Origin of the sequence: Methylomonas sp. (assembly GCF_023228165.1) — a bacterium.
Lineage (GTDB): Bacteria > Pseudomonadota > Gammaproteobacteria > Methylococcales > Methylomonadaceae > Methylomonas.
The window spans coordinates 71,994-92,759 of record NZ_JALOBS010000004.1; the positions used below are offsets into that span (position 1 = coordinate 71,994).

Below are 20,766 nucleotides of genomic sequence, written 5' to 3' on the forward strand. Positions count from 1 at the left end.
GTTTCTTAATTATGACTAATCAATTAATTCATTGCTGTATTGTGAATTAAATATAACGGTTTATAGTGAGGTCACACTCACTAAATGACTGAGATTAGTCTAGGCGGCGACATGAATGTATCGAATAAACTTTACAATAAGCTGATTGGGGGTTTTTTATTTATGGCCGGTCTGTTAAGCGTACTGCCGGCCGAATTCGTAGTTTCCGTCTTTTTGTTTATCGGCGTGACATATAGTGGGGTCGTGATGATTAAATCGGCAATGTCTTACGACTTGAAAACCAAGCGGTCAACTAAAACCTGATGGTTTTGAGCGATCGGAATGTCGGCATGCCATTCTTGGCTGAGCCGCAGGTTCGAAGGTTCGAAGGGTCGGTTTTTGAATGCCGACTATTCGCTTGAAACCGGTAACATTTGCTGATTCAAGTCTCGCATTATCCAGAGGGTTCCGCAAACCGCTATAAAGATTATGAACAGTGAGAATAGAATGAAGCCCACATTCAAGCGCTGCTGTAAGCTAAAATTCAAGTGCAAAAAATAGCGGATATGCACCAGCATTTGTAAGAAAGCCAATCCAAAAATAATGCTGATGATTATCCACTGTGGTAATGCCCGGATGGTTTCGGTTGCATCGGGCAGCATGCCACGTAGCAAGCGACTTAGCTGGAAATCCATGCCAGAAGCATAACTGGCCAGCGTGAAAGCCAGCAAGGTTAACAGTAGTGCCAGTAGAAAACCTTTCAGATAACCGGCGAGGTTGGCTTGGCGTGCGCTAGTCGATGCGTTCATTTACAAAACCCCCGGCAAGTAAATCACGGAAAAGATGCTTACCCAGATCAGGTCCAGGAAGTGCCAGAACAAGCTGAAGCGATACAAACGCGAGGCTACCGGCAATGTGATGCCTTTTAGGATGATTTGCGCCATCATCACCAATAGCCAGATTAAGCCCAGGCCGACATGTAGGCCATGAGTCCCGACCAAGGTAAAAAAGGCCGACAAAAAGCCGCTGCGATCGGGGCCGGCCCCGTTTCCGATCAATTGATCGAATTCGCTGTACTCCTGCAATAGGAATCCCAAGCCTAATGCAAAAGTCACTCCCAACCAAATCAATAACCGTGGTTTTTGCTTATTCGATAAGGACAGCATCGCAAAACCGCAGCTCAAGGTGCTAAACAACAGCAATAAGGTTTCGTAAAACACAGGGGAAAGATCGAACAACTGTTTGCCGGTCGGCCCACCGGCAAGGTTCTGGCTCATCGTGACATAGGTGGCGAACAGCAGGGCAAAAATCACCGCATCGCTCATTAAGTAGGCCCAAAAACCGAAAATCTTGGCGGCCGAAGCGGCTTCGGCATGAGTAGGGCGCAGCTGCGAGATCGGGGTCATGTTTCGGCTCCGGGCCTGTCTGTAGGGTAGCGGCTGCGCTCCATTTGCTCGATCTCCGCCGCCGTCAGACGGTATTCGGTATCGTCATCGAACGAACGCAGAATGATGATGGTCAGCATCGTTAATCCGGCCGCCATCGCCAGCCACCAGATATGCCAGATCATCGCAAACCCGAACAGCAATGATGCCGCGCCGAACAGAACCCCGGCCCCGGAGTTTCGCGGCAACACAATTTCTTGATACCGAGGCGGTCGGGTGGCGGGCAACGGGTGCTGTTTCATGTACCAAAAGGCATCGATGCCCTTGACTTCGGGGCGCACGGCAAAATTGTAAACCGGCGGCGGAGAAGCTGTTGACCATTCCAGACTGCGGCCATTCCAGGGATCGCCAGTCCGGTCGCGGTTTGTTTGGCGATTTTTGATGCTGACCAGCAACTGTATGCCTAGGCAGCCGATGCCGATGAGTATCAACAAGGCACCGATTGCCGCAACCAATAAAAACGGCTGCCATTCCGGGTTGTCATAATGCTGCATTCGGCGCGGCATGCCCATCAGCCCCAAGGCATACAGCGGCATGAAGGCCAGGTAAAAACCCACCAGCCAGTTCCAGAAGGCTAATTTGCCCCATTTTTCATTCAGACTAAAACCGAACACTTTGGGAAACCAATAGCTGTAGCCGGCCAAGTAACCGAACATGGCCCCCGGAATCAGCATGTTGTGGAAATGCGCTACCAGGAATTCGCTGTTGTGCATCATGAAATCAACCGGCGGCACCGCCAACAGCACCCCGGTCGCTCCGCCAACCGCAAACGAAGGCAGGAAGGCCAGAGCCCATAACATCGGTACGCTGAAGCGGATACGGCCGCGATACATGGTCAGCAGCCAATCGAAAATCTTTACCCCGGTTGGTACGGCGATGATCATGGTGGCGATGCCAAAGGCGGCATTGACATTGGCGCTGGCGCCCATGGTGAAAAAATGGTGCAGCCAGACCGTAAATGACAGCAAGGCAATCGCGATCGTGGCGTAGACCAGAGACCGGTATCCGAACAATCGCTTGGCGGAGAAGGTGGAAATCACTTCCGAAAAAATCCCGAAGGCCGGCAAAATTACGATATACACCTCAGGATGGCCCCAGATCCAGAACAAATTGACAAAGTTCATCATATTGCCGCCGCCGGCGTTGGTAAAAAAATGCATGCCCAGATAACGGTCTAGCGCGAGTAAACCCGTGGCGACGGTCAGGGCCGGAAAGGCCAGTGTCATCAGTATACTGGTGCATAATGCGGTCCAGCTGAACAAGGGCATGCGCATCAGCGTCATGCCGGGCGCTCGGTCCAACAAAATGGTGCTCAGAAAATTGATGCCGGTCATGGTCGAGCCGGCGCCGCTGAGCATTAAGGCCCAGATCCAGTAATCGATCCCCACGCCGGGACTGTACTGTATTTCCGAGAATGGCGGATAACCTGTCCAGCCGGCGGTTGAAAATTCGCCAATGGCTAACGACAGCATCATTAACATGGCGCCGGCGACCGTCAGCCAAAGACTTAAGGCGTTCAAAAATGGAAATGCCACATCGCGCTTGCCGAGTTGCAATGGCACGATGATGTTGGTCAGCCCGCTCAAAAAAGGCATCGCCATGAAAATGATCATAATCGTGCCATGGGCGCTGAATATTTGATCGTAGTGATGGGGGGTCAGAAAACCCCGGTTTGCTCCTTCTGCCAGCACTTGATGCGCACGCATCATGATGGCATCGGCAAAACCGCGCAGCAGCATGACCAATGCTAATACGGTGTACATGATGCCAATTTTTTTATGGTCCAGACTGGTCAGCCAGTTACGCCAAAGATAGGGCCATTTGCGAAAATAGCTGATCAGCAGCAGGGTCGCCAGCGCGGCCCCTGTCATTAATACGACACCGCCTATGACGATGGGGTTGTCGTAGGCAATATCCGCCAAACTCAGTTTACCTAACATTTAACGCTCTCTTATTGGATGGTTAATGCAATGGGATTTCAATGATTAGTGGCCGGGTGTTTGAATTGATCCAAAACCTGCTTAAACAGCAGCGGCGCCACCGGTGCAAAATAAGCGATAGGCTCCTTGACAGTGGGTTTTGCCAATTCATTGAATTGGTGCCAATCCAGGGGCAGCGACGCCTGTTTGGCCTTTGCGATCCAGGCATCAAAATCCTGCAATGAGGCGGCATGGACTACAAAATGCTGGAACGGGAAACCTCGGCCACTGTATTGAATATTTTCGCCGAAGTAGCGACCGGGTTCGTCGGCAATCAGGTGCAGATGAGTCTCCATGCCGGCCATCGCGTTGATTTGACCGCCCAGACGAGGGATAAAAAAAGCATTCATCACGGTATTGGAGGTGATTTTAAATGCTACCGGTTGGCCGACCGGAATGGTCAATTGATTGACGACGGCAATATTTTGCTGTGGGTAAACGAACAGCCATTTCCAATCCAGGGCAATGACTTGAATTTCCAAGGCTGGTATAGCCGGATCCAGGGGCCTGGAACTGTCCAGTTTATGGCTGTAAACCCAGGTCATGCCGGCCAGGATGGCAATGATCAAGCCGGGAAACAGCCAGACCAGCCATTCAAGTACGGTAGACCCGTCCCAATCGGGCGAGTAAGCGGCCTTAGTGTTGGAGGCTCGATATTTCCAGGTGAACCAGGCTGTCATGCCGAAGACCGGAATCATCACCAGCGACATCAGTGCAATCGTGATCCAGAAAAGATGGTCTATGGAGCGTGAAATCGGTCCCGAAGGTTGCAGGTCATCGACATCATGAAGGCTGCAACCGCAAAGGCTCAGCGCCAGAAAAACAGCGCACGGGCAAAAGCAATATCTAACGCAGGACTCAAGCCAGCTATGAAACTTCATTCGACACCCGAGCCCTGAATGGTTGACTGGAAACACATCGATGCATGATTGCCTCTCCCTTAAACTGGCTGCGACCAATGCCGATAGGGTCTACATCTTAATCGTTAATGTGTCGGGAAAAAGCCATTAGACAGCAGAAGACATTCGGTTCAAAAGCATGCCTCATGCTTAATAATCAGGTTAGCCGATAAATAGATCGGCCCCAGCGGTTGGCCTAACTATAGCCCGGAACACATTTCGGTTCTAGTAAAAACCCCCTAGTGAGCCCGACAGCTCAATGCTGGAAGCGACAACGCGATACCGGTTGTTAGCGAAATTTAACAACGCAAGGTGAATGTTACCGGGCCGTCGTTGACCAGGGCTACTTTCATGTCGGTGCCGAATTCGCCGAATTGACTGTCGGGATAGAGTAAGCGTGCTTGTTGCGCAAAATAGCCGAATAATTCACGTCCCATCTGCGGCGGAGCCGCGGAGGTGAAGCTGGGTCGGTTGCCTTTTCGGGTGTCGGCGGCCAGGGTGAATTGCGGCACGATCAATAATCCGCCTTGAATATCGCGCAGACTTAAATTCATTTTGTCGTCGGTATCGGCAAAAATGCGGTAATTCAAAATACGTTCCAACAAGCGGTCTGCTTGGGCTTTGCCGTCGGTTTTTTCCACGGCCACCAGCGCCATGATACCTTGGTTTATAAGGCCGATATCGATGCCTTTGACGGTGACTTTCGCTTCACTGACGCGCTGAATAATGCTGATCATGCTTTGCTGGATAATGACGGGTCTAGCTTGCCGAGAAAGATAGCGAGTTGTTTATCGGTGCCCGAAATGTGCTTAACGAACCAGGCTTTTAAAAAGTTTAGTAATTCCTCGCGGGTAACCCGTTTACCTTTGTTGGCAGCTAGCCGCAATTGGGCGACGGAAGTGGAGAAATCGCGGTGTTCCCGAACATGTTTTTCCCGTTCCGCGGTTGGATATTGATATTCCAGCATTAACGCTTCTTCGTTATCAAAGTGATACAGGGCATAACTTAACAAGTCACGAATAATTTCTTCATTTGATAAACGGCCGCAGTCGTCCGTTAATTGCTCGCTAGCTATGTTGAGCATATTCACCAGAATCTGATGTTCCTGATCAATGCCGGTTATGCCGGTATGTATGTCTTCCGGCTGGATAATGTATGGGTATGACTCGCTCATGATTGTATTCATTATAATTCGGGTAGATGAAATTGTCGGGTCCAGTTGACGATGTCATTAGCCGGCATGGGGCGGGCGATGGCATAGCCTTGGGCGATCTCGCAGCCCATCTCCAGTAAGCAGGCGGCTTGCTGCCAGTTTTCCACGCCTTTCGCGACGACATCGGTTTTAAAGGCCTTTGCTAATCCAATGATGCCGCGCACAATAGCCAGATCGCTTTCATCAATCAGTAAATCCCGCACGAAAGACTGGTCGATTTTCAAGGTTGAAACAGACAGTCTTTTTAAATATGTCAGTGCCGAATAGCCGATACCAAAATCATCTAGTGCAAAGTTAACGCCAAAGGTTTTGCATTCGGCAATTAAACTACTGACTTTTTGCAAGTCGTCCAGTGCGGCGGATTCCACGATTTCAATTTCCAGTTGGCCCGCCGGTAGAGGGGAATGTTGACCGAGCAGCGAAGCCAGACGGCGGGAAAAATTATCTTGTCTCAATTGCCGGGTGCCGAGGTTGATACTCAATGGCAACACCAAGCCTTGCGCGCGCCATTGTTCCGTGATGCTTAACGCCTCTTGTATGACCCATTCGCCGACGCCGATGGATATATCGTTGTTTTCGATTATGGGTAAAAATTCGGCGGGTGAAGTCAAGCCGCGTAACGGATGTTGCCAGCGAATCAAGGCTTCCGCACCTACCACTCGCCCGGTTTTGAGATTGATTTTGGGCTGTACGTAAAGGCAAAATTCTTTCCGCCGCAGAGCCTTGTCTATGCGGGCCAAAGCCAACCAATTGGCTTGGATGCGTTTGTCCTCGCGGACATCGAAATATTGGAATCGATTTTTGCCGGCCTGTTTGGCGATATACATGGCTTGGTCGGCGTGGCGGAGTAGGGTGTCTAAGTCGACATTGTCAATGGGAAATAGCGTGTAACCGATACTGCCGGAAATTTGAGTGATTTGTTCCTTACCTAAAGTGTAGGGGGCTATCAGCGCTTTAAGCACGCGTTGCAAAGTGATTTCGCAATGATCCCTAGAGCTGATTTCGCATAGCAGTATGGCAAATTCATCACCACCTAAACGCGCCACGGTATCGCAGTTGCGTACGCATGTTAATAAGCGATGAGCCACTTCAATCAGCAACGCGTCGCCGGTGCCATGACCGAATTGGTCGTTGACCGCTTTAAAGCCATCCAGGTCCAGACAGGCAACCGCCAGCATCTCTTTGTCTCTATTCACCCGCGCTAAGGCTTGCTGCATGCGGTCGGCGAGTAATGGCCGGTTTGGCAATTGGGTCAAAGGATCGTGGAAAGCCATTTCTTCGATTTTCTGCTGATGTGTTTTCAGTTGAGTAATGTCGGTTAACATCCCCAAATAACACTGCATATTGCCGTCGTTATCCTTGATGACGCTAAGGCTCAATATGCTTGCAAATAAATCGCCTTTTTTGGTGCGGCACCAGTATTCACCTCGCCAATGGCCTTCTTGCTTGACTTGTTGCCAGAAATTTTTAAAAAAACAGGCGTCGTGCTGGTCAGACTTTAAGATCTTAGAATGATGCCCGACTATGTCTTGGCGGCTATAGCCCGTGATACCTTGAAAAGCCGAATTGATATCGAGTATCGTACCTTCGAAAGTCATGAGAAAAATACCTTCCTGTGCTTCGGAAAATACTTTGGACATCAAGGATAGGGCGTCTTGGTTTTTTTTTCGCTCATCTTCCAGTTGTTTTAATTGCCTCTGCGTATGCAGCAGATGGCTCATTATGCTGTTTTCCGGAAACTGCTGGCGTTCGGGGGGCGCATCAAATTGACCGTTGCCCAGTCGCCGAATCAATCGATAAACGGTTTCCGGTGCGGCGCCCAAGGTATTGCGAGATAATTTTTCGCACAGCCAGATTAAAAATAGTAAGAAGCAACTTAAGCCAATCAACACCATCCGCACCAGCCAGGCCCATTGCTTGGCCTCTTGCACGGCTGTCTGAGTACGTTGTTCCGACAGTAAACGTACTTCGTCGATCAGCGCCACGATATTGGCTTTCTGTTGATGATAATCGCGATCAAACACCAGCGTCTGTGCCTGGTGACGTACAGTTTCGTCATTTGCCGCCGATTGCATCAGTTTGATGGCGCGATATTCCAGTGCGGAGAGTTTGTCGGACTTGATTTTAGCGTCAGTCAGTTTGTCCAGTTCGGATTGACGAAAACCCGCTTGTTTCAGCACTTCCATCAGCGGTAGCGCCTCAGTCGATGTACTGAGTTTTGGGATAATCCCCGCCGTTACATAATCCCGGTAACTAGAATCGTATCGAACAGGTCTGGGCCTCTTGCCGTCGCGGATGGCGATAATGTCTTGATATTGTTGCAGATAAGAAGAGTCTCCGCTTACCACATAGCTGCGCACCATGCGGGTCAGGTCGTCCGTGCTTTGTCTTAAAATATCGGAAGCCAGTCGGGTGGTATAACGTTGATCATTAGCGGCATCGATTTGTTTTTCCGCCCAGACATAATAAAAAAATAAGCCGGTCATGCTCAGCATGACTACCAAACGCAGTCGCAAACATTGGTTGAAACTTATGCTGAAAAAGCCGAATGGCTGCTTTTTGTTCATGGGCCGGAATGTCTTGGACAACGTAGACTCAGGATAGCATGTATTGTAAGTAATCAATTACGGATTAGAATGGCTCTTAGGCAGGAATGGCCTCCAGTCGCCTTTGTGGACTAGCCGCAAGCCCTGAGTAGAGTGTTGATATATGTAGGTCCAAGCTTGCAGGTGCGTGTTATCCGACAGGCTGACGTTTTCCTGTTTGCGCAGGTATTCATGCGGTGCGGGGAAGTGACTGCCGCACTCTTCGTATTCATCCAGTTGCTGCAACAATAAATGTGGCCGGAACAGTCGGTAAAGTTCACCCTGAACGCACTGGCGGCTACCTACCGGTATCGGCACTGCCCCGGGATAAGTGCCTACGTGGTAAAGCTTGCCTGGCAAGGTGGCATTACCGATAAATTCGGCCTGATTAATTAAGTACGGATGCAAGCTGCCGTCCAAAGCTTTGCGTAAGGTGCCGTAAACAAAAAGAAAATCGAGCAAGGTGGCTTTATTCCGGTGAGTAGAGGCGTTGTAGGAATTGCTTAAACCAGCGCGGCCTGAAGAGTACGATAGAGATGCAAAGTAGTGCGGTCAACGGAAACGGGCCGATGTCGATAATCAGCAATCATTTTAAACGTCAGAACAGTGATGATCCGGGCATTAATATCTAATTGCGGCAATGTAATATCGACGCTGTTGGTCGCCTTGATTAAGCACCACTTCATCATCCAGGTTTTTCTTTAACAACGCTCTTGCCAGCGGCGAATCCAGGCTGATCAGGCCGCCGCTGGTATCGATTTCGTCCGCACCGACTATGCGATAGGTGATTTCATCGCCTTGCATGGTTTCCAGGGTGACCCAGGCACCGAAAAATACTTGGTTTTGATTGGCAGGTTTCTCTGAAACCACGGTCAAGGACGGCAGGCGTTTTTGTAGATAATGAATGCGGCGATCGATTTCGCGCAGTTCTTTTTTGCGGTAAATGTACTCGGCATTTTCGGAGCGGTCGCCTTCCGCGGCGGCGGCCGATACTGCGGCAGTAACGTGTTTGCGTCTGTCCCAAAGCTGCGCCATTTCCTGTTCCAGGGTTTTGTAGCCGGCTTGGGTAATATAAGGAGAAGATTTTGGCCGGGGTGGTCTCCAACGTGACATGCTGTTCCGGGATAAGGTTATAATGGCAATTTAATTCAAACTACAAGGCAGTCATGCAAATTACTGATAAAACAGCCGTTTCATTTCATTATACCCTAACCAATCCCAGCGGCGAGCAACTGGACAGTTCGCGTGGTGAAGAACCGTTGTTATATCTGCATGGCGCGGGCAACATTATTGCAGGTTTGGAAGCCGCATTAGCCGGTAAATCAGCGGGCGACACTTTTAGTGTGACCATTCCTCCCGAGGACGGCTACGGCGAATTAGCGGCGGAGATGGTGCAAGTGGTTTCCAAAAAAATGTTCGAAGGTATGGATGTGGAAGTCGGTATGCAATTTCACGCCGATGTCAGCCACGGTTCCGGGATTATCACCATCACCGAAATTGATGGCGACGATGTGACCATAGACGGCAATCACCCCTTGGCCGGTGAAACCTTGATTTTCCAGGTGGAAGTGGTCGATGTCAGAGCGGCTACCGACGATGAAATGGCGCATGGTCACGTACACGGCACGGGTTGCAATCATTAATTAAAAATAGGTATAGGGTAGGCTTTTGTTTGCCCTCGGCAATTTTTCGCGGCCTTGCGGTTGGAAAATCAATCGCAAGGCCGATGAGCTGCTTCCATAAATATACAAACTGGTCGATCTAAAAGCGTTTTGCCAGCCATTTTTTCTGTTCTGGAGATTTGCGTGAACGATCCGAATACGTTGTTTGAACGCTTAACGGCCGCGTTGCCGTTATCGCCGAAAATTCTGATACCGGCAGTCTTGCTTTTGACCGGCATCAATATGTCGTTTTATACCATTCCCGCGGAATCGGAAGGGGTTGTGCTGCGTTTCGGCAAATACATCGATAAAGTGCCGTCCGGGTTGCATGCCAAATTGCCGTTTGGGATTGATGAGATCATCGAAGTGCCTACCCAACGCCAGCAAAAACTGGAATTTGGTTTCGCCACATCCGGTTTCACCAATCCTGATCAGAGCGGTACCGATCCGGCTTTGGAAAAATCCATGGTGACCGGCGATCTGAATGCCGCATTGGTGGAGTGGATCGTGCAATACCGGATTACCGATCCGGAGAAATATTTGTTCGACGTGCGCGACCCCGGTATTACCTTGCGGGATCTGTCGGAAGCGGTGATGCGGGAAGTGGTGGGGGATCGTACGGTGGATGAAATCATCACCATAGGACGCCAGGAAATTGAGGATTCGGTACTGATCCGCACCCGGGAATTGGCTGGGCGCTATCTATTGGGCGTCACCATCAACCAAGTACAACTGAAAAACGTCAATCCACCGGTGCCGGTACAGCCGTCGTTCAACGAAGTGAATCGCGCCCAACAGGACAGGGAAAATGTTATCAACATCGCCAATGGCGAATACAACAAGGCCGTGCCGCGCGCCCGCGGCGAAGCCGACCAGAAAATCCGTGCCGCCGAGGGTTATCGGTTTAAGCGTATCAACGAAGCGGAAGGCGATGCCTATGCCTTTACTCAAGTGCTGGAGCAGTATGTCAAAGCCCCGGATGTGACCCGGGCCCGCATTTATCTGGAAACGCTGGGCGAGGTTTTGCCGCAAGCCAGACAGCAGATTATCGTCGACGATACGGTGCAGCAAATCATGCCCATGTTGCCGTTAACAAACAAAATGTTGGAGGCTGCACCATGAGTTTTTTCGGAAAAACAGGTCTTATGCTTGCCGTGCTGGCAATCGCCTTGTATCTATCCGCCTTTACGGTGAATCAGGCCGAGCAGGTCATTATCACTCAATTCGGCCGGCCCATCGGCGATCCGGTTACCGAGCCGGGGCTACACTTTAAATTGCCGTTCGTGCAGCAAGTCAATAGTTTCGACAAGCGTTATCTGGCCTGGGATGGGCCCATGGTGGAAATGTCCACCAAAGACAAAACCTATGTGCAAGTCGATACGTTCGCCCGCTGGCGTATCACCGACCCGATGCGTTATTACTTGCGTTTGCGGGACGAACGCAGTGCCCAGTCCCGTTTGGAAGACATACTGGGTAGCGAAACCCGCACCGCGATTGCCCGCCACGAACTGATCGAAGTGGTGCGGACCGATAAAAACCGCAAGCCGTCCATCGATGAAACCCTGGGCGATTTAGCCGGCGAAGGCACCTTGGGGGTGTTACGGCCAATCCGGTTCGGCCGGGTGGCGATCGAAAAAGCCGTGTTCGATGCGGCTGCGCCCAAGTTGGAAGAGTTCGGCATCCAATTGCTGGATGTGCGCTTCAAGCGCATCAATTACAACCAGCAGGTACTGGAGCGGATTTATCAACGCATGATCAGCGAACGCCTGCAAATTGCGCAACGATTTAGATCCGAGGGCGAGGGCGAGGCGGCCCGCATCAAAGGCAACAAAGAACGCGATCTCAACGAAATCCAGTCCACCGCTTACAAGCGGGTGCAGGAAATCCAGGGCGAAGCCGATGCCAAAGCCACCGAAATTTACGCCAAAGCCTATGCGCAAAAACCGGAAGCGGCCAAGTTTTACAAGTTCTTAAAAACCATGGAAACCTACCGCAAAGTCATCAACGGCGATGCCAGTATTGTGTTGTCGACCAACAGCGAATTGTTTGGGTTGTTGAAGCGGGTGGAGAAAGGTGATTGAAAGATGCTAAATAATAACAATTTGCCTCGATTTCACCGAGTTACACGAGGCTAAAACTGGCTGACTTTGTTTTTCTGAAAAAATACTTTTTAATTACATGCCGCTATTTTCCTACAAGGTAGTTAACAACCAAGGCCTGACCGAAGAAGGTGTGCGCGATGCCAAGGACGAGCAAACCTTGTTGCTGGAGTTGCAAAACCAGGGGTTGATTCCCATCCGTATCGAACCGGCCAAGGATAAGACCTTTCTGGGCTTTCGGCTTAAATCGGCCGCGGTACGCTTGTCCAATAAAGAAATCGGTATGCTAACCGGTGAGTTGGCGACCTTGCTGGAATCCGGTTTGCCGCTGGACCGCTCGTTGACGATTTTGTTGCAGTTGACCGAAGACAATCCCAAACTGAATAAACTGGTGACCAACGTGTTGGAAAAGGTCAAGGCCGGTAAGGCTCTGGCCGATGCGTTGGAAAGCCAGAGCGGGGTATTTTCCAAGTTTTATCTCAACATGATCCGCGCCGGCGAAATGGGCGGCAATCTGGGCGGGGTCTTGCAGCGCTTGGGCGAATACATGGAGCGCAGCCAGGAGTTGAAAGACACCGTCAGCACCGCGTTGATCTATCCGGCCATTTTGCTGGTCATGTCATTGGCGTCGTTGTTTGTGATGTTGACCTTTGTGGTGCCGCAGTTCAAGGAAATGTTCGATAGCGCAGGTCAATCGCTGCCGGTTCCGACCCAGATCGTGGTGGGCCTGGCGGAGTTTTTACAAAGTTATTGGTGGCTGCTGCTGCTGTTGGTGCTGGGTGCGGTCCAGTTCATGAAATCGCAATTAAGTAATCCGGTTAGCAAAAAAGACTGGGATCGGCGGTTTTTGAACGCTCCTTTGTTCGGCGAGATTATCATCAATTTGGAAACCGCCAATTTCAGTCGCACCTTCGGCACTTTATTGGGCAACGGAGTGTCCATCCTGAAGTCGCTGGGTATCGTGCGGGAAACCGTCACCAACGGCGTGCTGGAGGATTTGCTGGCGGATGCGGAAGAACAATTAAAACAAGGCCGTACCATGTCGGAAGCCCTGTCCAAACAAAACCTGTTTCCCAAGCTGGCCGTGCAAATGATTAAAATGGGCGAGGAAACCGGTAAATTGGAAGAGATGCTGATGCGTATCGCGGTGATTTACGACAAGCAGCTGAAAACCACCATCCAGCGTATGCTGGCCTTGCTGGAGCCGGCTTTGATAATTTCCTTGGGGCTAATGATCGCCGGTATCATCGTGTCTATTTTGTTAGCTATTTTAAGTGTCAACGATCTTGCTGTTTAAAGGAGGAGCAATCATGCAACACACATATCGCCGCCAAAGCGGTTTTACTTTGCTGGAACTGCTGGTGGTATTAGGGATTATCGCTTTGCTGGCCGGTATCGTCGGTCCGCAAGTCATGAAGCATATGGGGGCGTCCAAAACCAAGGCGGCCAAAGTGCAGATAGAAGATCTGGCGGCGGCGCTGGATATGTACAAACTGGATGAGGGGCGTTACCCCACCCAACAACAAGGTCTGACGGCATTGATCGAAAAACCCAACGACGCCAGACGCTGGAATGGCCCTTATTTACGGAAGGAAAAAGTCCCGCAAGACCCCTGGATGAATGAATATCACTACGTATTCCCCGGTCAACACGGCAGTTTCGATGTGTTCAGCTACGGCGCCGATGAAAAAGAAGGCGGCGAGGGCGAAGACCAGGACATCAATAGCTGGGAATAAGTCGCTGTGCCGATTGCCGTAAAATCCGCGCGGGGTTTTACCCTGCTGGAGCTGATTATCGTTTTGCTGATCAGTGTGTTGGGTTTTGCGGTAGTCGGCAGCAATATTTCTTCCGGTAATCAAAGTACCCGCATTCAGGCCGCGGCGCGAGACATTGCTTCCGCCATGCGTTACGCGCATGGTCAGGCCTTGATGTCCCGACAGCCGGTTAGCGTTACCGTCAATCTGGACGACAATAGTTATTCGATCAGCAATCGCGGCAAAATTTATCGTTTGGATAGCCAAATCGATATTTCAGTTACCGTAGCCGAAGAAGAGTTTAGCGAGGGGCGGGAGGCCAGCATTCGTTTTTTCGGTGACGGCTCTTCAACCGGTGGGCGGATTACCTTGGAATGGGGCAAGCAATTGCGGCGTATCGATGTGAATTGGATTACCGGAGCGGTAGCAATACATGATTCGGCGGCATAAGGGCTTCTCTCTGCTGGAGATACTGGTGGCGTTCGCCATCATGGCCGTGGCCTTGACCATCGTGTTGCGCATCTTCGGTTCCGGAGTTAATGCGGCGGTAATATCCGAAGAATACAATCTGGCCGTTCAGCTCGCCGAATCTTTAGCCGCCCGCACCGGGGTGGAAACGCCTTTGCAGGTTGGCGAAACCTTTGGTAGCGAGGCGGATAAGTATGATTGGCTGGTCAAAATAGCGCCGGTGGCCGAGCCGCCCGTGTCCGGGCGCCGTTTTCCATCCCAGCAGGATCAGCCCGCGCAGCCCAGCCAAAAATTGATGAAGGTGAGTGTACGGGTAAGCTGGGGCGAAGATGTCGATAGGCAACGCAGTGTGCAGTTGGACAGCCTGAGAATCTGGCGGGAACCCGTCCTGTGAAACCGTTTCGCCGCAACGGCTTTACCTTGATTGAGGTCTTGATCGCCATGACGCTGTTAGGCGTGATGGTGGTTTTGTTGTTCAGCAGTTTGCGGATTGCCGCGGAAAGTTGGAACGCCGGCGAAAGCAAGATGGCTGCGGTTAACCAAAAGGCCGTGGTGTACCAGTTTTTCAAACGGCATTTAACGGCGATCCGGCCTTTACCGATGTTGAATACCGAGCCCTCCTACAGCTTGGATGCGGTACCGGCCTTTCAAGGTTTTCCACAAAGTTTAAGGTTTGTCGCAGCCTTGCCGGCCAGTTCCGCACGCAAAGGATTGCAGCTGTTTAGCATTGCCCTGGACCCTGAAAACAGTGCGACTTTGTTGGTGGCGTTAACGCCTTATCGCGTGACCGAGGCCGATCAAGAGCCGGTTAAACCCGAGGTGTTGCTGGAGAGCATCGCCGGTTTAAAGTTTGCTTATTTCGGCAGGATAGAGGAGTTTGCCGAGCCTCAATGGCTAGAAGAATGGGCGGCTATCGAGAGTTTGCCTAGTTTGATCAAAGTGTCTATTGCCTTAAAGGATGGCAGCTATTGGCCGGATATGATTTTTCCCTTGAAAATTACCCGTGCGGCCAATACCCAAAGCGTAGCTGACGATGGCCAGATTAATGAAGACACGGATCAACGCTAAATTACCGCCGTCGTTCAATGTCCGGCAGCAGGGGCTGGCGTTGGTCATTGTAATCTGGATACTGACCCTGCTGACTTTGATGGCCGGGAGCTTTGCCATGAGCATGCGCCGCGAAAGCAGCGTCAGTTACGCCATTACCGCCAATGCCAAGGCCCTGGCTTTGGCGGAAAGCGGCATCCACTTGGCGGAGTTTAATTTGAGTCAGGCCGATCCCGAACAGCGTTGGTTAGCGAATGGAACGATTTATGAAATAATTGGGCAGGAAAGCCGGATGCGGATACGTATTTTTTCCGAAGCCGGCAAAGTCGATATCAACATGTCCGGCGAAGAGCAACTGGCGGCGGTTTTAAAGTCAGTGTTGCCCGATGACTGGGAACGCCAGCATGTGTTGAATGCAATTTTGGATTGGCGGGATGCCGATGACGATACCCGCACCCAAGGTGCCGAGAAACGCCAATATAAATTAGCCGGCTTGTCCTATGGGCCGAGTAATGCTGCTTTTCAAAGCCTGGAGGAATTGCAGTCGGTTTTAGGTATGAATGAAACAATATTTAACGCCATTCAGCCCTACATAACCATCTATTCGTCAGCCGCCGAACTTAATCAACGCGAGGCCTCGCCCGAATTGCTGAATATTCTGGCCGCGGACCTGAAGGACCGTAATATTCAGGATGCGGCGCTGCAAAAAAACTTAAATGATACAGCGAGTACCGATAAGGCCACGGCTGATTTCGAGCAGCCATTTACCGGCGAAAATCAAACCTATACTATTATTGTCGAAGTGGAAATGCAGCAAGCGGCCTCGGCGAGTCTGGAGGTTGTAGTGCAATTCCAGGGCAGCGATAGCGCAATCCCTTTCGATACGCTGGATTGGAAACAAAATTTACAAACTTCGTCGTTATTTAACAACTCAATGGAATATTCGGTAATTACGATTCAAGATGAATTTAGATACGACGATCGATTTTGATTTAAAGAAATTTTTTCAGTGGTGGGGCGGCGAACTGGCGTTTTTGGTGCCGAAAGGTTTGCGGCAACACATGCGGGAGCGGCATGGCAGCGTTATTTTTACCCCTTTGACACAGGGTTTTGAAGTGGCGCTGCTGGATGATGAGGAAAACGTCGTCGCGAGGCGTAGCGTCGATTTAAACCAGCCTGGCAATTTTCAGCTACTTAAAAACCAATATCCGGCTATGGAGAAAGCCGACATAGTGCTGCGGCTGTCCGCCGAGCAGGCCTTGCATAAACAGCTTTATTTGCCCGCAGCCGTACAAGAAAATTTGCGGCAAGTGGTGGGATTCGAATTGGACCGGTACACGCCTTTTAATGCCGAACAAGTCTATTTCACTTTAGTATCCTTGGGCAGTACAGAGCATGCGCAACTGCGGATACTATTGATTGCGGTACCGAAGCCGCGTCTGGATGAACAATTAGCCAACCTGGCATTGTTGGGCGTGCAGCCGCATAAAGTGGATTTTGCGCCGGCAGTGGCCGATTTTCCGCAAACCCGCAACGCCTATAATTTGTTGCCGGACCGTTTTAGGCGGCAGGGCAGCAAATTGGGCCAATCCCTGCAATGGTTGGTCAGCGCGGTTTTATTGCTGTTGCTGCTGGCTGTGATGGTCTGGCCGGTCTGGCGGGAGGGTCAAGCGGTTGAAAGCCTGCAAACCCGCATCAAACAACTGGAAAAACAAAATCGGGTAGTCGACCAGCAGCAAAGCGAAATCGACGCGTTGCACGCGGAAACCCAAAAATTGATCGATATCAAGCAGCAGTCGCCAGCCTTATTGGTGGTGTTAAATGAACTGAGCCGGTTGTTGAATGACGAAACCTGGTTGACGCATTTACATTTTTCCGATAATCACATGCAGATCCAGGGCCAATCGCCGGCTGCCTCGGCGTTGATCAGCACCCTGGAAGGTTCCGAATTTTTCAGCGATGTCAGTTTCGTTTCGCCGTTGACGCAGGATAAAACCAGCGGACGCGAGCGATTTCAGATTAGTATGACGGTCAACACTCCGGTCAGTACGTTGCAAACCGATACGGCGGTTTCCACGGATGTGCCGGATGTTGAATATCTCGATAGCGAGCCTGAACATACCCCGGAACCCGAGCCGCGGGAAACTGCCGAGGAGCTGGGCGATGAATGATTTGCATTGGCAGCGTTGGCTGGCTGTCGGCCTATTACTGCTGGTGGTTTCGGCCGCGGTGTTCGCCGTTTTGTTGCCGTTAATCAGCACCGGTTTGGCTTACCACGAAGAAAAAAACGATTTATTGTTCCGGTTGCAACGCCAGCAAACCATAGCCGGTCGCGAATCCCAGGTGGCGGCGGCATTGGAAGAGATCAAGCAGCAATTTTCCGAGCAAGGCTATTTTAGTACCAGTACCACCGAAGCACTTGCCTCCGCCGAACTACAAAACATCGTTAAAACCGCCGTGGCCGATGCGGGCGGACAATTAACCAGTACCCAAGGTTTACCAGGAAAGGATGCGGACGGATTTTTTCGGGTTGCCGTGAAAGTGCGGATGACAGGCAGCATGGAAGCCTTGGTCGGCGTGTTGCACAGTATCGAGACCGCGGTGCCGGTTTTGGTCGTCGATCAACTGGATATCAACCCGGTGCGAGGCGTGCGCAACCGCAAAACCAATAAAGTCGAGCCCAGCGATCAACTGAACGTCAGTTTTCAGGTGGTGAGTTTTCTGCGGAGCCCGAATCCATGAACAGCCGATTTTTTAAATGGCAATTAATCGCCTCTGCCTGCTTGACGGTAATCTTGCTGGCTGAGTGGATCATGGGCGAAACCCAAGGTAATCAATTACAAACCATTCTGGATAAAACCATCCAAAGCGAATATCAGTCCGAATCCATGCCGGTCTTAACGCAGCCTAGGCCATTTAATGACAGTATGAATGAGATAGTCGAGCGGCCCTTGTTTATCGAAGGCCGCAAGCCTTTGCCCGAGCAGGTGGTAGAGGGGCCGGAAACCACGGACAATGGTCAGCTGGACGATTGGCAGTTAATTGGGATTTACGATAAAAATAACCGAAAGATAGCCTTGTTCCGTAAACAAAACGAAGCTAAAACCTTTTTAAAACTCAATGAAACCCAAATGATAACCGGCTGGCAACTTAAACAAATTCAGAGTGACCGAGTGGTTTTGCAGCAAGGCGGGCAACAAAAATCCATTATGCTTAGAAAACCGCGCGTGCAAGCTCCCGTGCCCATTCGGTCTAACAGACCCGTCATTCCAGCTAAACCACGAGCCTTGGTAGCGCCGATCCATAATAATTCTTCTGAGAATACCAACAATGACAGTTAAAACCCGCAAAGCGCCGCGAATTCTGGTGCTGGCCTTGTCGATGACGGGCTGTGAATTTATCGGCCCGCAGCTGCATGAAAAAATGCCGCTTCCGCAAGCTGCACCGATTCGGGACGAACAATTCACCGCGCCGGAAAGTGATGATGGCAGTTCCAAAACCGCCAAGGTCGAAATTTTCCCTAACAGCGAGTCCACTATCAATGCCGGCAGGAGCGGCTCTTCGGCCCCGAAGGGCTCGGGTAAGGGCGAATACAGCTTGAATTTTGACGACGCCGATTTGGGCGAAGTGGCCAAAGTGATTTTGAGCGATATTCTGGGTAAAAATTACACGTTAAGTCCGCAAGTCACCGGTAAAGTCACCTTGCAAACCACCCAACCCTTGACCAGGGACGATTTGATTCCCACCCTGGAGATGCTGTTAAGCGTCAATAACGCCGCCTTGGTGGTCGAGTCCGGCATGTATTTGATCAAGCCGTCCAATGAAGCGATGTATAGCAGCTCGTTTAAAACCCTGGGTACTTCCAATTTGCCGTCCGGTTACCAAACCCGGGTAATCCCTGTGCACAACGTGGCCGCGACGGAAATTGCCGACATACTCAAACCCCTTTTGCCGGAAAAATCCCAGCTATACGCCGATCCGAATCGCAATATTATCTTGGTGTCCGGTTCGGCAGGCGAATTGATTCGAATTTTGGATGTGGTACGCACTTTTGACATCGATGTGCTGCGGGGACGTTCGTTTGCCTTGTTTACCCCAGCTCACGTCGATGCCGGCAAAATCATCGAAGAACTGCAGGAGATTTTTAGCCGAAAGTCTAGCGAAGGAAAAACTGGCGACGACAGCTTTTTCCGTTTTATCGAAATCGAACGCATGAATGCGGTATTGGCCATCACCCACAATGCCAAATATTTGCAGGATATCGAAAGCTGGGTGTTTCGGCTGGACAGGACCAATCCGGAGGCCAGCGGCGGCGTGAATGTGTATCGGGCCCAGCATGTCAGTGCCGTGGACCTAGCCAACACTTTGAGCAATATTTTTGGCACCGGCACGGGGCGCAGTAGTCGTTCGGCATCGATCGCTTCGGGACGTAGGTCCATGTCGGCCAGTAACAAATCGAGTGGAGGCACAAGCAACAGTAGTTCCTCCTCATCATCGTCCGGGACGAGCGCGGCTGGAGGATCGGGTAGTGGCATAATGGACAAATCGCTAAGCGATAGAAATCAGAGTGGAAGCGCTGGCTCTAACAGCATGGCTAGTAATGCCTTTGGTTCCGGCGGCATTAACAATAATTCCGAAATGGCCAAAGTCAGAATCATTCCCGATGAAGGTAACAATGCTTTGATTATCGTGGCCAATTCGGAGGAATACGCCAAAATTCAGCGGATTCTAAGGGAATTGGATGTGTTGCCGTTGCAAGTATTGATCGATGCAACCATCGTTGAGGTCACTCTAAACAATGATTTGAAATACGGTATTCAATGGTACTTTAGCCATAATAATGGTGGCATTAATCAAATAAATGGCGGTTCGGCCCAGGGTATCGACTTAATTAGTTTGACCAATGAGACAGCAAAAACTTTTGCTAGTGGTGGTTTTTCCTATGCGTTTTCCAGTGGCTCCAGGGATATACAGGCCGTTTTAAACGCCAGTGCCACACATAATAATATCAACGTGATTTCATCGCCTTCGTTAATGGTACTCAATAATCAGGAAGCGACTATAAAAGTGGGCGATTCCGTGCCGATCCGATCTTCGGTAACTAGCAACACCAGCAATACCACCACAACAGGTATCGTGCAGACCAGTTCCATTCAAATGATCGACACAGGGGTTAATTTGTCGGTCAGGCCTAGAGTTAACGCTGGAGGGTTGGTGATTATGGATATTTTGCAAAGCGTCAATCAAGCGATATCCACCACAACGAGTCAAACTATCGATTCACCAACTATTCAGAAACGAGAAATCGAAAGCAGTGTTGCCGTACAAAGCGGCGAGACCATTGTGTTGGGCGGTTTGATTAAAGAAAACAATGATTATTTACGCGATGGAGTACCCTTGCTGCATGAAATTCCAATCATTGGTTCGCTTTTCGGCGGTACTACACGTAATAAAGATAAAAGCGAGTTGGTGGTATTGATCACGCCTCGTGTCGTGAATAGCCGTCAAGATGCGTCGCTGATTACAGACGAATTCCGCCGCAAGCTATCTTCAATTTATGAAATTCCGCCGCCGGTGGAGGTTGATACGCCGATTCAATAGTCTGGTAGGTCGGGTTGCCGCGATACGACTGCATGG

At 50.6% G+C, this 20,766-nt stretch carries 23 protein-coding genes; 14 read left to right on the forward strand and 9 right to left on the reverse strand.

The window, feature by feature from the left end:
- The first annotated feature begins 84 nt into the window (after positions 1–84).
- Positions 85–303 carry a hypothetical protein gene (locus tag M0R33_RS04225; protein WP_292565555.1) on the forward strand — a complete coding sequence of 73 codons (219 nt, stop codon included), beginning with the start codon at positions 85–87 and terminating at the stop codon, positions 301–303.
- Between the two features lie 86 nt (positions 304–389).
- On the opposite strand, the gene M0R33_RS04230 is transcribed toward M0R33_RS04225, so the two are convergent.
- The 9 genes from M0R33_RS04230 to greB form a co-directional block, all read right to left on the reverse strand.
- Positions 390–788 (reverse strand): cytochrome C oxidase subunit IV family protein, encoded by a 399-nt coding sequence (locus M0R33_RS04230; RefSeq protein WP_292565558.1) that lies wholly within the window; start codon positions 786–788, stop codon positions 390–392.
- The gene (gene cyoC / locus M0R33_RS04235) at positions 789–1,385 is read right to left on the reverse strand and encodes a cytochrome o ubiquinol oxidase subunit III (protein ID WP_292565560.1); all 597 of its coding nucleotides are present in this window, start codon (positions 1,383–1,385) and stop codon (positions 789–791) included.
- Positions 1,382–3,364 carry a cytochrome o ubiquinol oxidase subunit I gene (cyoB, locus tag M0R33_RS04240; protein ID WP_292565564.1) on the reverse strand — a complete coding sequence of 661 codons (1,983 nt, stop codon included), beginning with the start codon at positions 3,362–3,364 and terminating at the stop codon, positions 1,382–1,384. Before cyoB ends, cyoC begins: the two co-directional genes overlap by 4 nt.
- A gap of 38 nt (positions 3,365–3,402) precedes the next feature.
- The gene (gene cyoA / locus M0R33_RS04245) at positions 3,403–4,284 is read right to left on the reverse strand and encodes a ubiquinol oxidase subunit II (RefSeq protein ID WP_292565567.1); all 882 of its coding nucleotides are present in this window, start codon (positions 4,282–4,284) and stop codon (positions 3,403–3,405) included.
- 317 nt (positions 4,285–4,601) lie between these two features.
- The gene (gene dtd / locus M0R33_RS04250) at positions 4,602–5,039 is read right to left on the reverse strand and encodes a D-aminoacyl-tRNA deacylase (protein WP_292565570.1); all 438 of its coding nucleotides are present in this window, start codon (positions 5,037–5,039) and stop codon (positions 4,602–4,604) included.
- A complete protein-coding gene (locus M0R33_RS04255; protein WP_292565572.1) occupies positions 5,036–5,476 on the reverse strand; it encodes a hemerythrin family protein in 441 nt (146 codons plus the stop codon). Before M0R33_RS04255 ends, dtd begins: the two co-directional genes overlap by 4 nt.
- Before the next feature lie 11 nt (positions 5,477–5,487).
- Complete coding sequence (locus tag M0R33_RS04260) at positions 5,488–8,082, reverse strand: EAL domain-containing protein (RefSeq protein ID WP_292565574.1); 2,595 nt, start codon at positions 8,080–8,082, stop codon at positions 5,488–5,490.
- A 57-nt stretch (positions 8,083–8,139) separates the two neighbouring features.
- Positions 8,140–8,562 carry a gamma-glutamylcyclotransferase family protein gene (locus M0R33_RS04265; RefSeq protein ID WP_292565576.1) on the reverse strand — a complete coding sequence of 141 codons (423 nt, stop codon included), beginning with the start codon at positions 8,560–8,562 and terminating at the stop codon, positions 8,140–8,142.
- A 159-nt stretch (positions 8,563–8,721) separates the two neighbouring features.
- The gene (gene greB, locus M0R33_RS04270) at positions 8,722–9,213 is read right to left on the reverse strand and encodes a transcription elongation factor GreB (RefSeq protein WP_292565579.1); all 492 of its coding nucleotides are present in this window, start codon (positions 9,211–9,213) and stop codon (positions 8,722–8,724) included.
- A 53-nt stretch (positions 9,214–9,266) separates the two neighbouring features.
- On the opposite strand from greB, the gene M0R33_RS04275 reads away from it, so the two are divergent.
- The 13 genes from M0R33_RS04275 (at position 9,267) to gspD (ending at position 20,730) form a co-directional block, all read left to right on the forward strand.
- Entirely contained in the window at positions 9,267–9,743 is a 477-nt protein-coding gene (locus tag M0R33_RS04275) for a peptidylprolyl isomerase (protein WP_292565581.1), read from the forward strand.
- A gap of 162 nt (positions 9,744–9,905) precedes the next feature.
- Positions 9,906–10,883: an FtsH protease activity modulator HflK gene (gene hflK / locus M0R33_RS04280; protein ID WP_292565585.1), complete on the forward strand. Its 978-nt coding sequence runs from the start codon at positions 9,906–9,908 to the stop codon at positions 10,881–10,883.
- A complete protein-coding gene (gene hflC / locus M0R33_RS04285; RefSeq protein WP_292565588.1) occupies positions 10,880–11,842 on the forward strand; it encodes a protease modulator HflC in 963 nt (320 codons plus the stop codon). Before hflK ends, hflC begins: the two co-directional genes overlap by 4 nt.
- Before the next feature lie 97 nt (positions 11,843–11,939).
- Positions 11,940–13,157: a type II secretion system F family protein gene (locus M0R33_RS04290; RefSeq protein ID WP_292565590.1), complete on the forward strand. Its 1,218-nt coding sequence runs from the start codon at positions 11,940–11,942 to the stop codon at positions 13,155–13,157.
- 13 nt (positions 13,158–13,170) lie between these two features.
- Complete coding sequence (gene gspG, locus M0R33_RS04295; protein WP_292565593.1) at positions 13,171–13,596, forward strand: type II secretion system major pseudopilin GspG; 426 nt, start codon at positions 13,171–13,173, stop codon at positions 13,594–13,596.
- Between the two features lie 6 nt (positions 13,597–13,602).
- Positions 13,603–14,064 (forward strand): GspH/FimT family protein, encoded by a 462-nt coding sequence (locus tag M0R33_RS04300; RefSeq protein ID WP_292565596.1) that lies wholly within the window; start codon positions 13,603–13,605, stop codon positions 14,062–14,064.
- Positions 14,048–14,476: a type II secretion system protein gene (locus M0R33_RS04305; protein WP_292565599.1), complete on the forward strand. Its 429-nt coding sequence runs from the start codon at positions 14,048–14,050 to the stop codon at positions 14,474–14,476. Before M0R33_RS04300 ends, M0R33_RS04305 begins: the two co-directional genes overlap by 17 nt.
- Entirely contained in the window at positions 14,473–15,150 is a 678-nt protein-coding gene (locus M0R33_RS04310) for a prepilin-type N-terminal cleavage/methylation domain-containing protein (protein WP_292565602.1), read from the forward strand. The genes M0R33_RS04305 and M0R33_RS04310 overlap by 4 nt, the downstream gene beginning before the upstream one ends.
- A complete protein-coding gene (locus tag M0R33_RS04315; RefSeq protein WP_292565605.1) occupies positions 15,128–16,120 on the forward strand; it encodes a type II secretion system protein GspK in 993 nt (330 codons plus the stop codon). Before M0R33_RS04310 ends, M0R33_RS04315 begins: the two co-directional genes overlap by 23 nt.
- Complete coding sequence (locus tag M0R33_RS04320; protein WP_292565608.1) at positions 16,092–17,300, forward strand: PilN domain-containing protein; 1,209 nt, start codon at positions 16,092–16,094, stop codon at positions 17,298–17,300. The genes M0R33_RS04315 and M0R33_RS04320 overlap by 29 nt, the downstream gene beginning before the upstream one ends.
- Positions 17,293–17,871 carry a type II secretion system protein GspM gene (gene gspM, locus M0R33_RS04325; RefSeq protein ID WP_292565613.1) on the forward strand — a complete coding sequence of 193 codons (579 nt, stop codon included), beginning with the start codon at positions 17,293–17,295 and terminating at the stop codon, positions 17,869–17,871. Before M0R33_RS04320 ends, gspM begins: the two co-directional genes overlap by 8 nt.
- Positions 17,868–18,470: a hypothetical protein gene (locus M0R33_RS04330; protein ID WP_292565616.1), complete on the forward strand. Its 603-nt coding sequence runs from the start codon at positions 17,868–17,870 to the stop codon at positions 18,468–18,470. Before gspM ends, M0R33_RS04330 begins: the two co-directional genes overlap by 4 nt.
- Positions 18,460–20,730: a type II secretion system secretin GspD gene (gspD, locus tag M0R33_RS04335; protein WP_292565619.1), complete on the forward strand. Its 2,271-nt coding sequence runs from the start codon at positions 18,460–18,462 to the stop codon at positions 20,728–20,730. Before M0R33_RS04330 ends, gspD begins: the two co-directional genes overlap by 11 nt.
- Positions 20,731–20,766: the final 36 nt, after the last annotated feature.

Coding starts and splice junctions, on each gene's coding strand:
- gspG (WP_292565593.1), top strand. CDS start 13,171: ATGCAACACACATATCGCCGCCAAAGCGGTTTTACTTTGCTGGAACTG.
- hflC (WP_292565588.1), top strand. CDS start 10,880: ATGAGTTTTTTCGGAAAAACAGGTCTTATGCTTGCCGTGCTGGCAATC.
- gspD (WP_292565619.1), top strand. CDS start 18,460: ATGACAGTTAAAACCCGCAAAGCGCCGCGAATTCTGGTGCTGGCCTTG.
- M0R33_RS04290 (WP_292565590.1), top strand. CDS start 11,940: ATGCCGCTATTTTCCTACAAGGTAGTTAACAACCAAGGCCTGACCGAA.
- M0R33_RS04255 (WP_292565572.1), bottom strand. CDS start 5,476: ATGAGCGAGTCATACCCATACATTATCCAGCCGGAAGACATACATACC.
- M0R33_RS04305 (WP_292565599.1), top strand. CDS start 14,048: ATGATTCGGCGGCATAAGGGCTTCTCTCTGCTGGAGATACTGGTGGCG.
- cyoB (WP_292565564.1), bottom strand. CDS start 3,364: ATGTTAGGTAAACTGAGTTTGGCGGATATTGCCTACGACAACCCCATC.
- M0R33_RS04330 (WP_292565616.1), top strand. CDS start 17,868: ATGAACAGCCGATTTTTTAAATGGCAATTAATCGCCTCTGCCTGCTTG.
- M0R33_RS04260 (WP_292565574.1), bottom strand. CDS start 8,082: ATGAACAAAAAGCAGCCATTCGGCTTTTTCAGCATAAGTTTCAACCAA.
- M0R33_RS04320 (WP_292565608.1), top strand. CDS start 16,092: ATGAATTTAGATACGACGATCGATTTTGATTTAAAGAAATTTTTTCAG.
- M0R33_RS04230 (WP_292565558.1), bottom strand. CDS start 788: ATGAACGCATCGACTAGCGCACGCCAAGCCAACCTCGCCGGTTATCTG.
- dtd (WP_292565570.1), bottom strand. CDS start 5,039: ATGATCAGCATTATTCAGCGCGTCAGTGAAGCGAAAGTCACCGTCAAA.
- gspM (WP_292565613.1), top strand. CDS start 17,293: ATGAATGATTTGCATTGGCAGCGTTGGCTGGCTGTCGGCCTATTACTG.
- M0R33_RS04275 (WP_292565581.1), top strand. CDS start 9,267: ATGCAAATTACTGATAAAACAGCCGTTTCATTTCATTATACCCTAACC.
- cyoC (WP_292565560.1), bottom strand. CDS start 1,385: ATGACCCCGATCTCGCAGCTGCGCCCTACTCATGCCGAAGCCGCTTCG.
- M0R33_RS04225 (WP_292565555.1), top strand. CDS start 85: ATGACTGAGATTAGTCTAGGCGGCGACATGAATGTATCGAATAAACTT.
- cyoA (WP_292565567.1), bottom strand. CDS start 4,284: ATGAAGTTTCATAGCTGGCTTGAGTCCTGCGTTAGATATTGCTTTTGC.
- M0R33_RS04315 (WP_292565605.1), top strand. CDS start 15,128: ATGAAGACACGGATCAACGCTAAATTACCGCCGTCGTTCAATGTCCGG.
- greB (WP_292565579.1), bottom strand. CDS start 9,213: ATGTCACGTTGGAGACCACCCCGGCCAAAATCTTCTCCTTATATTACC.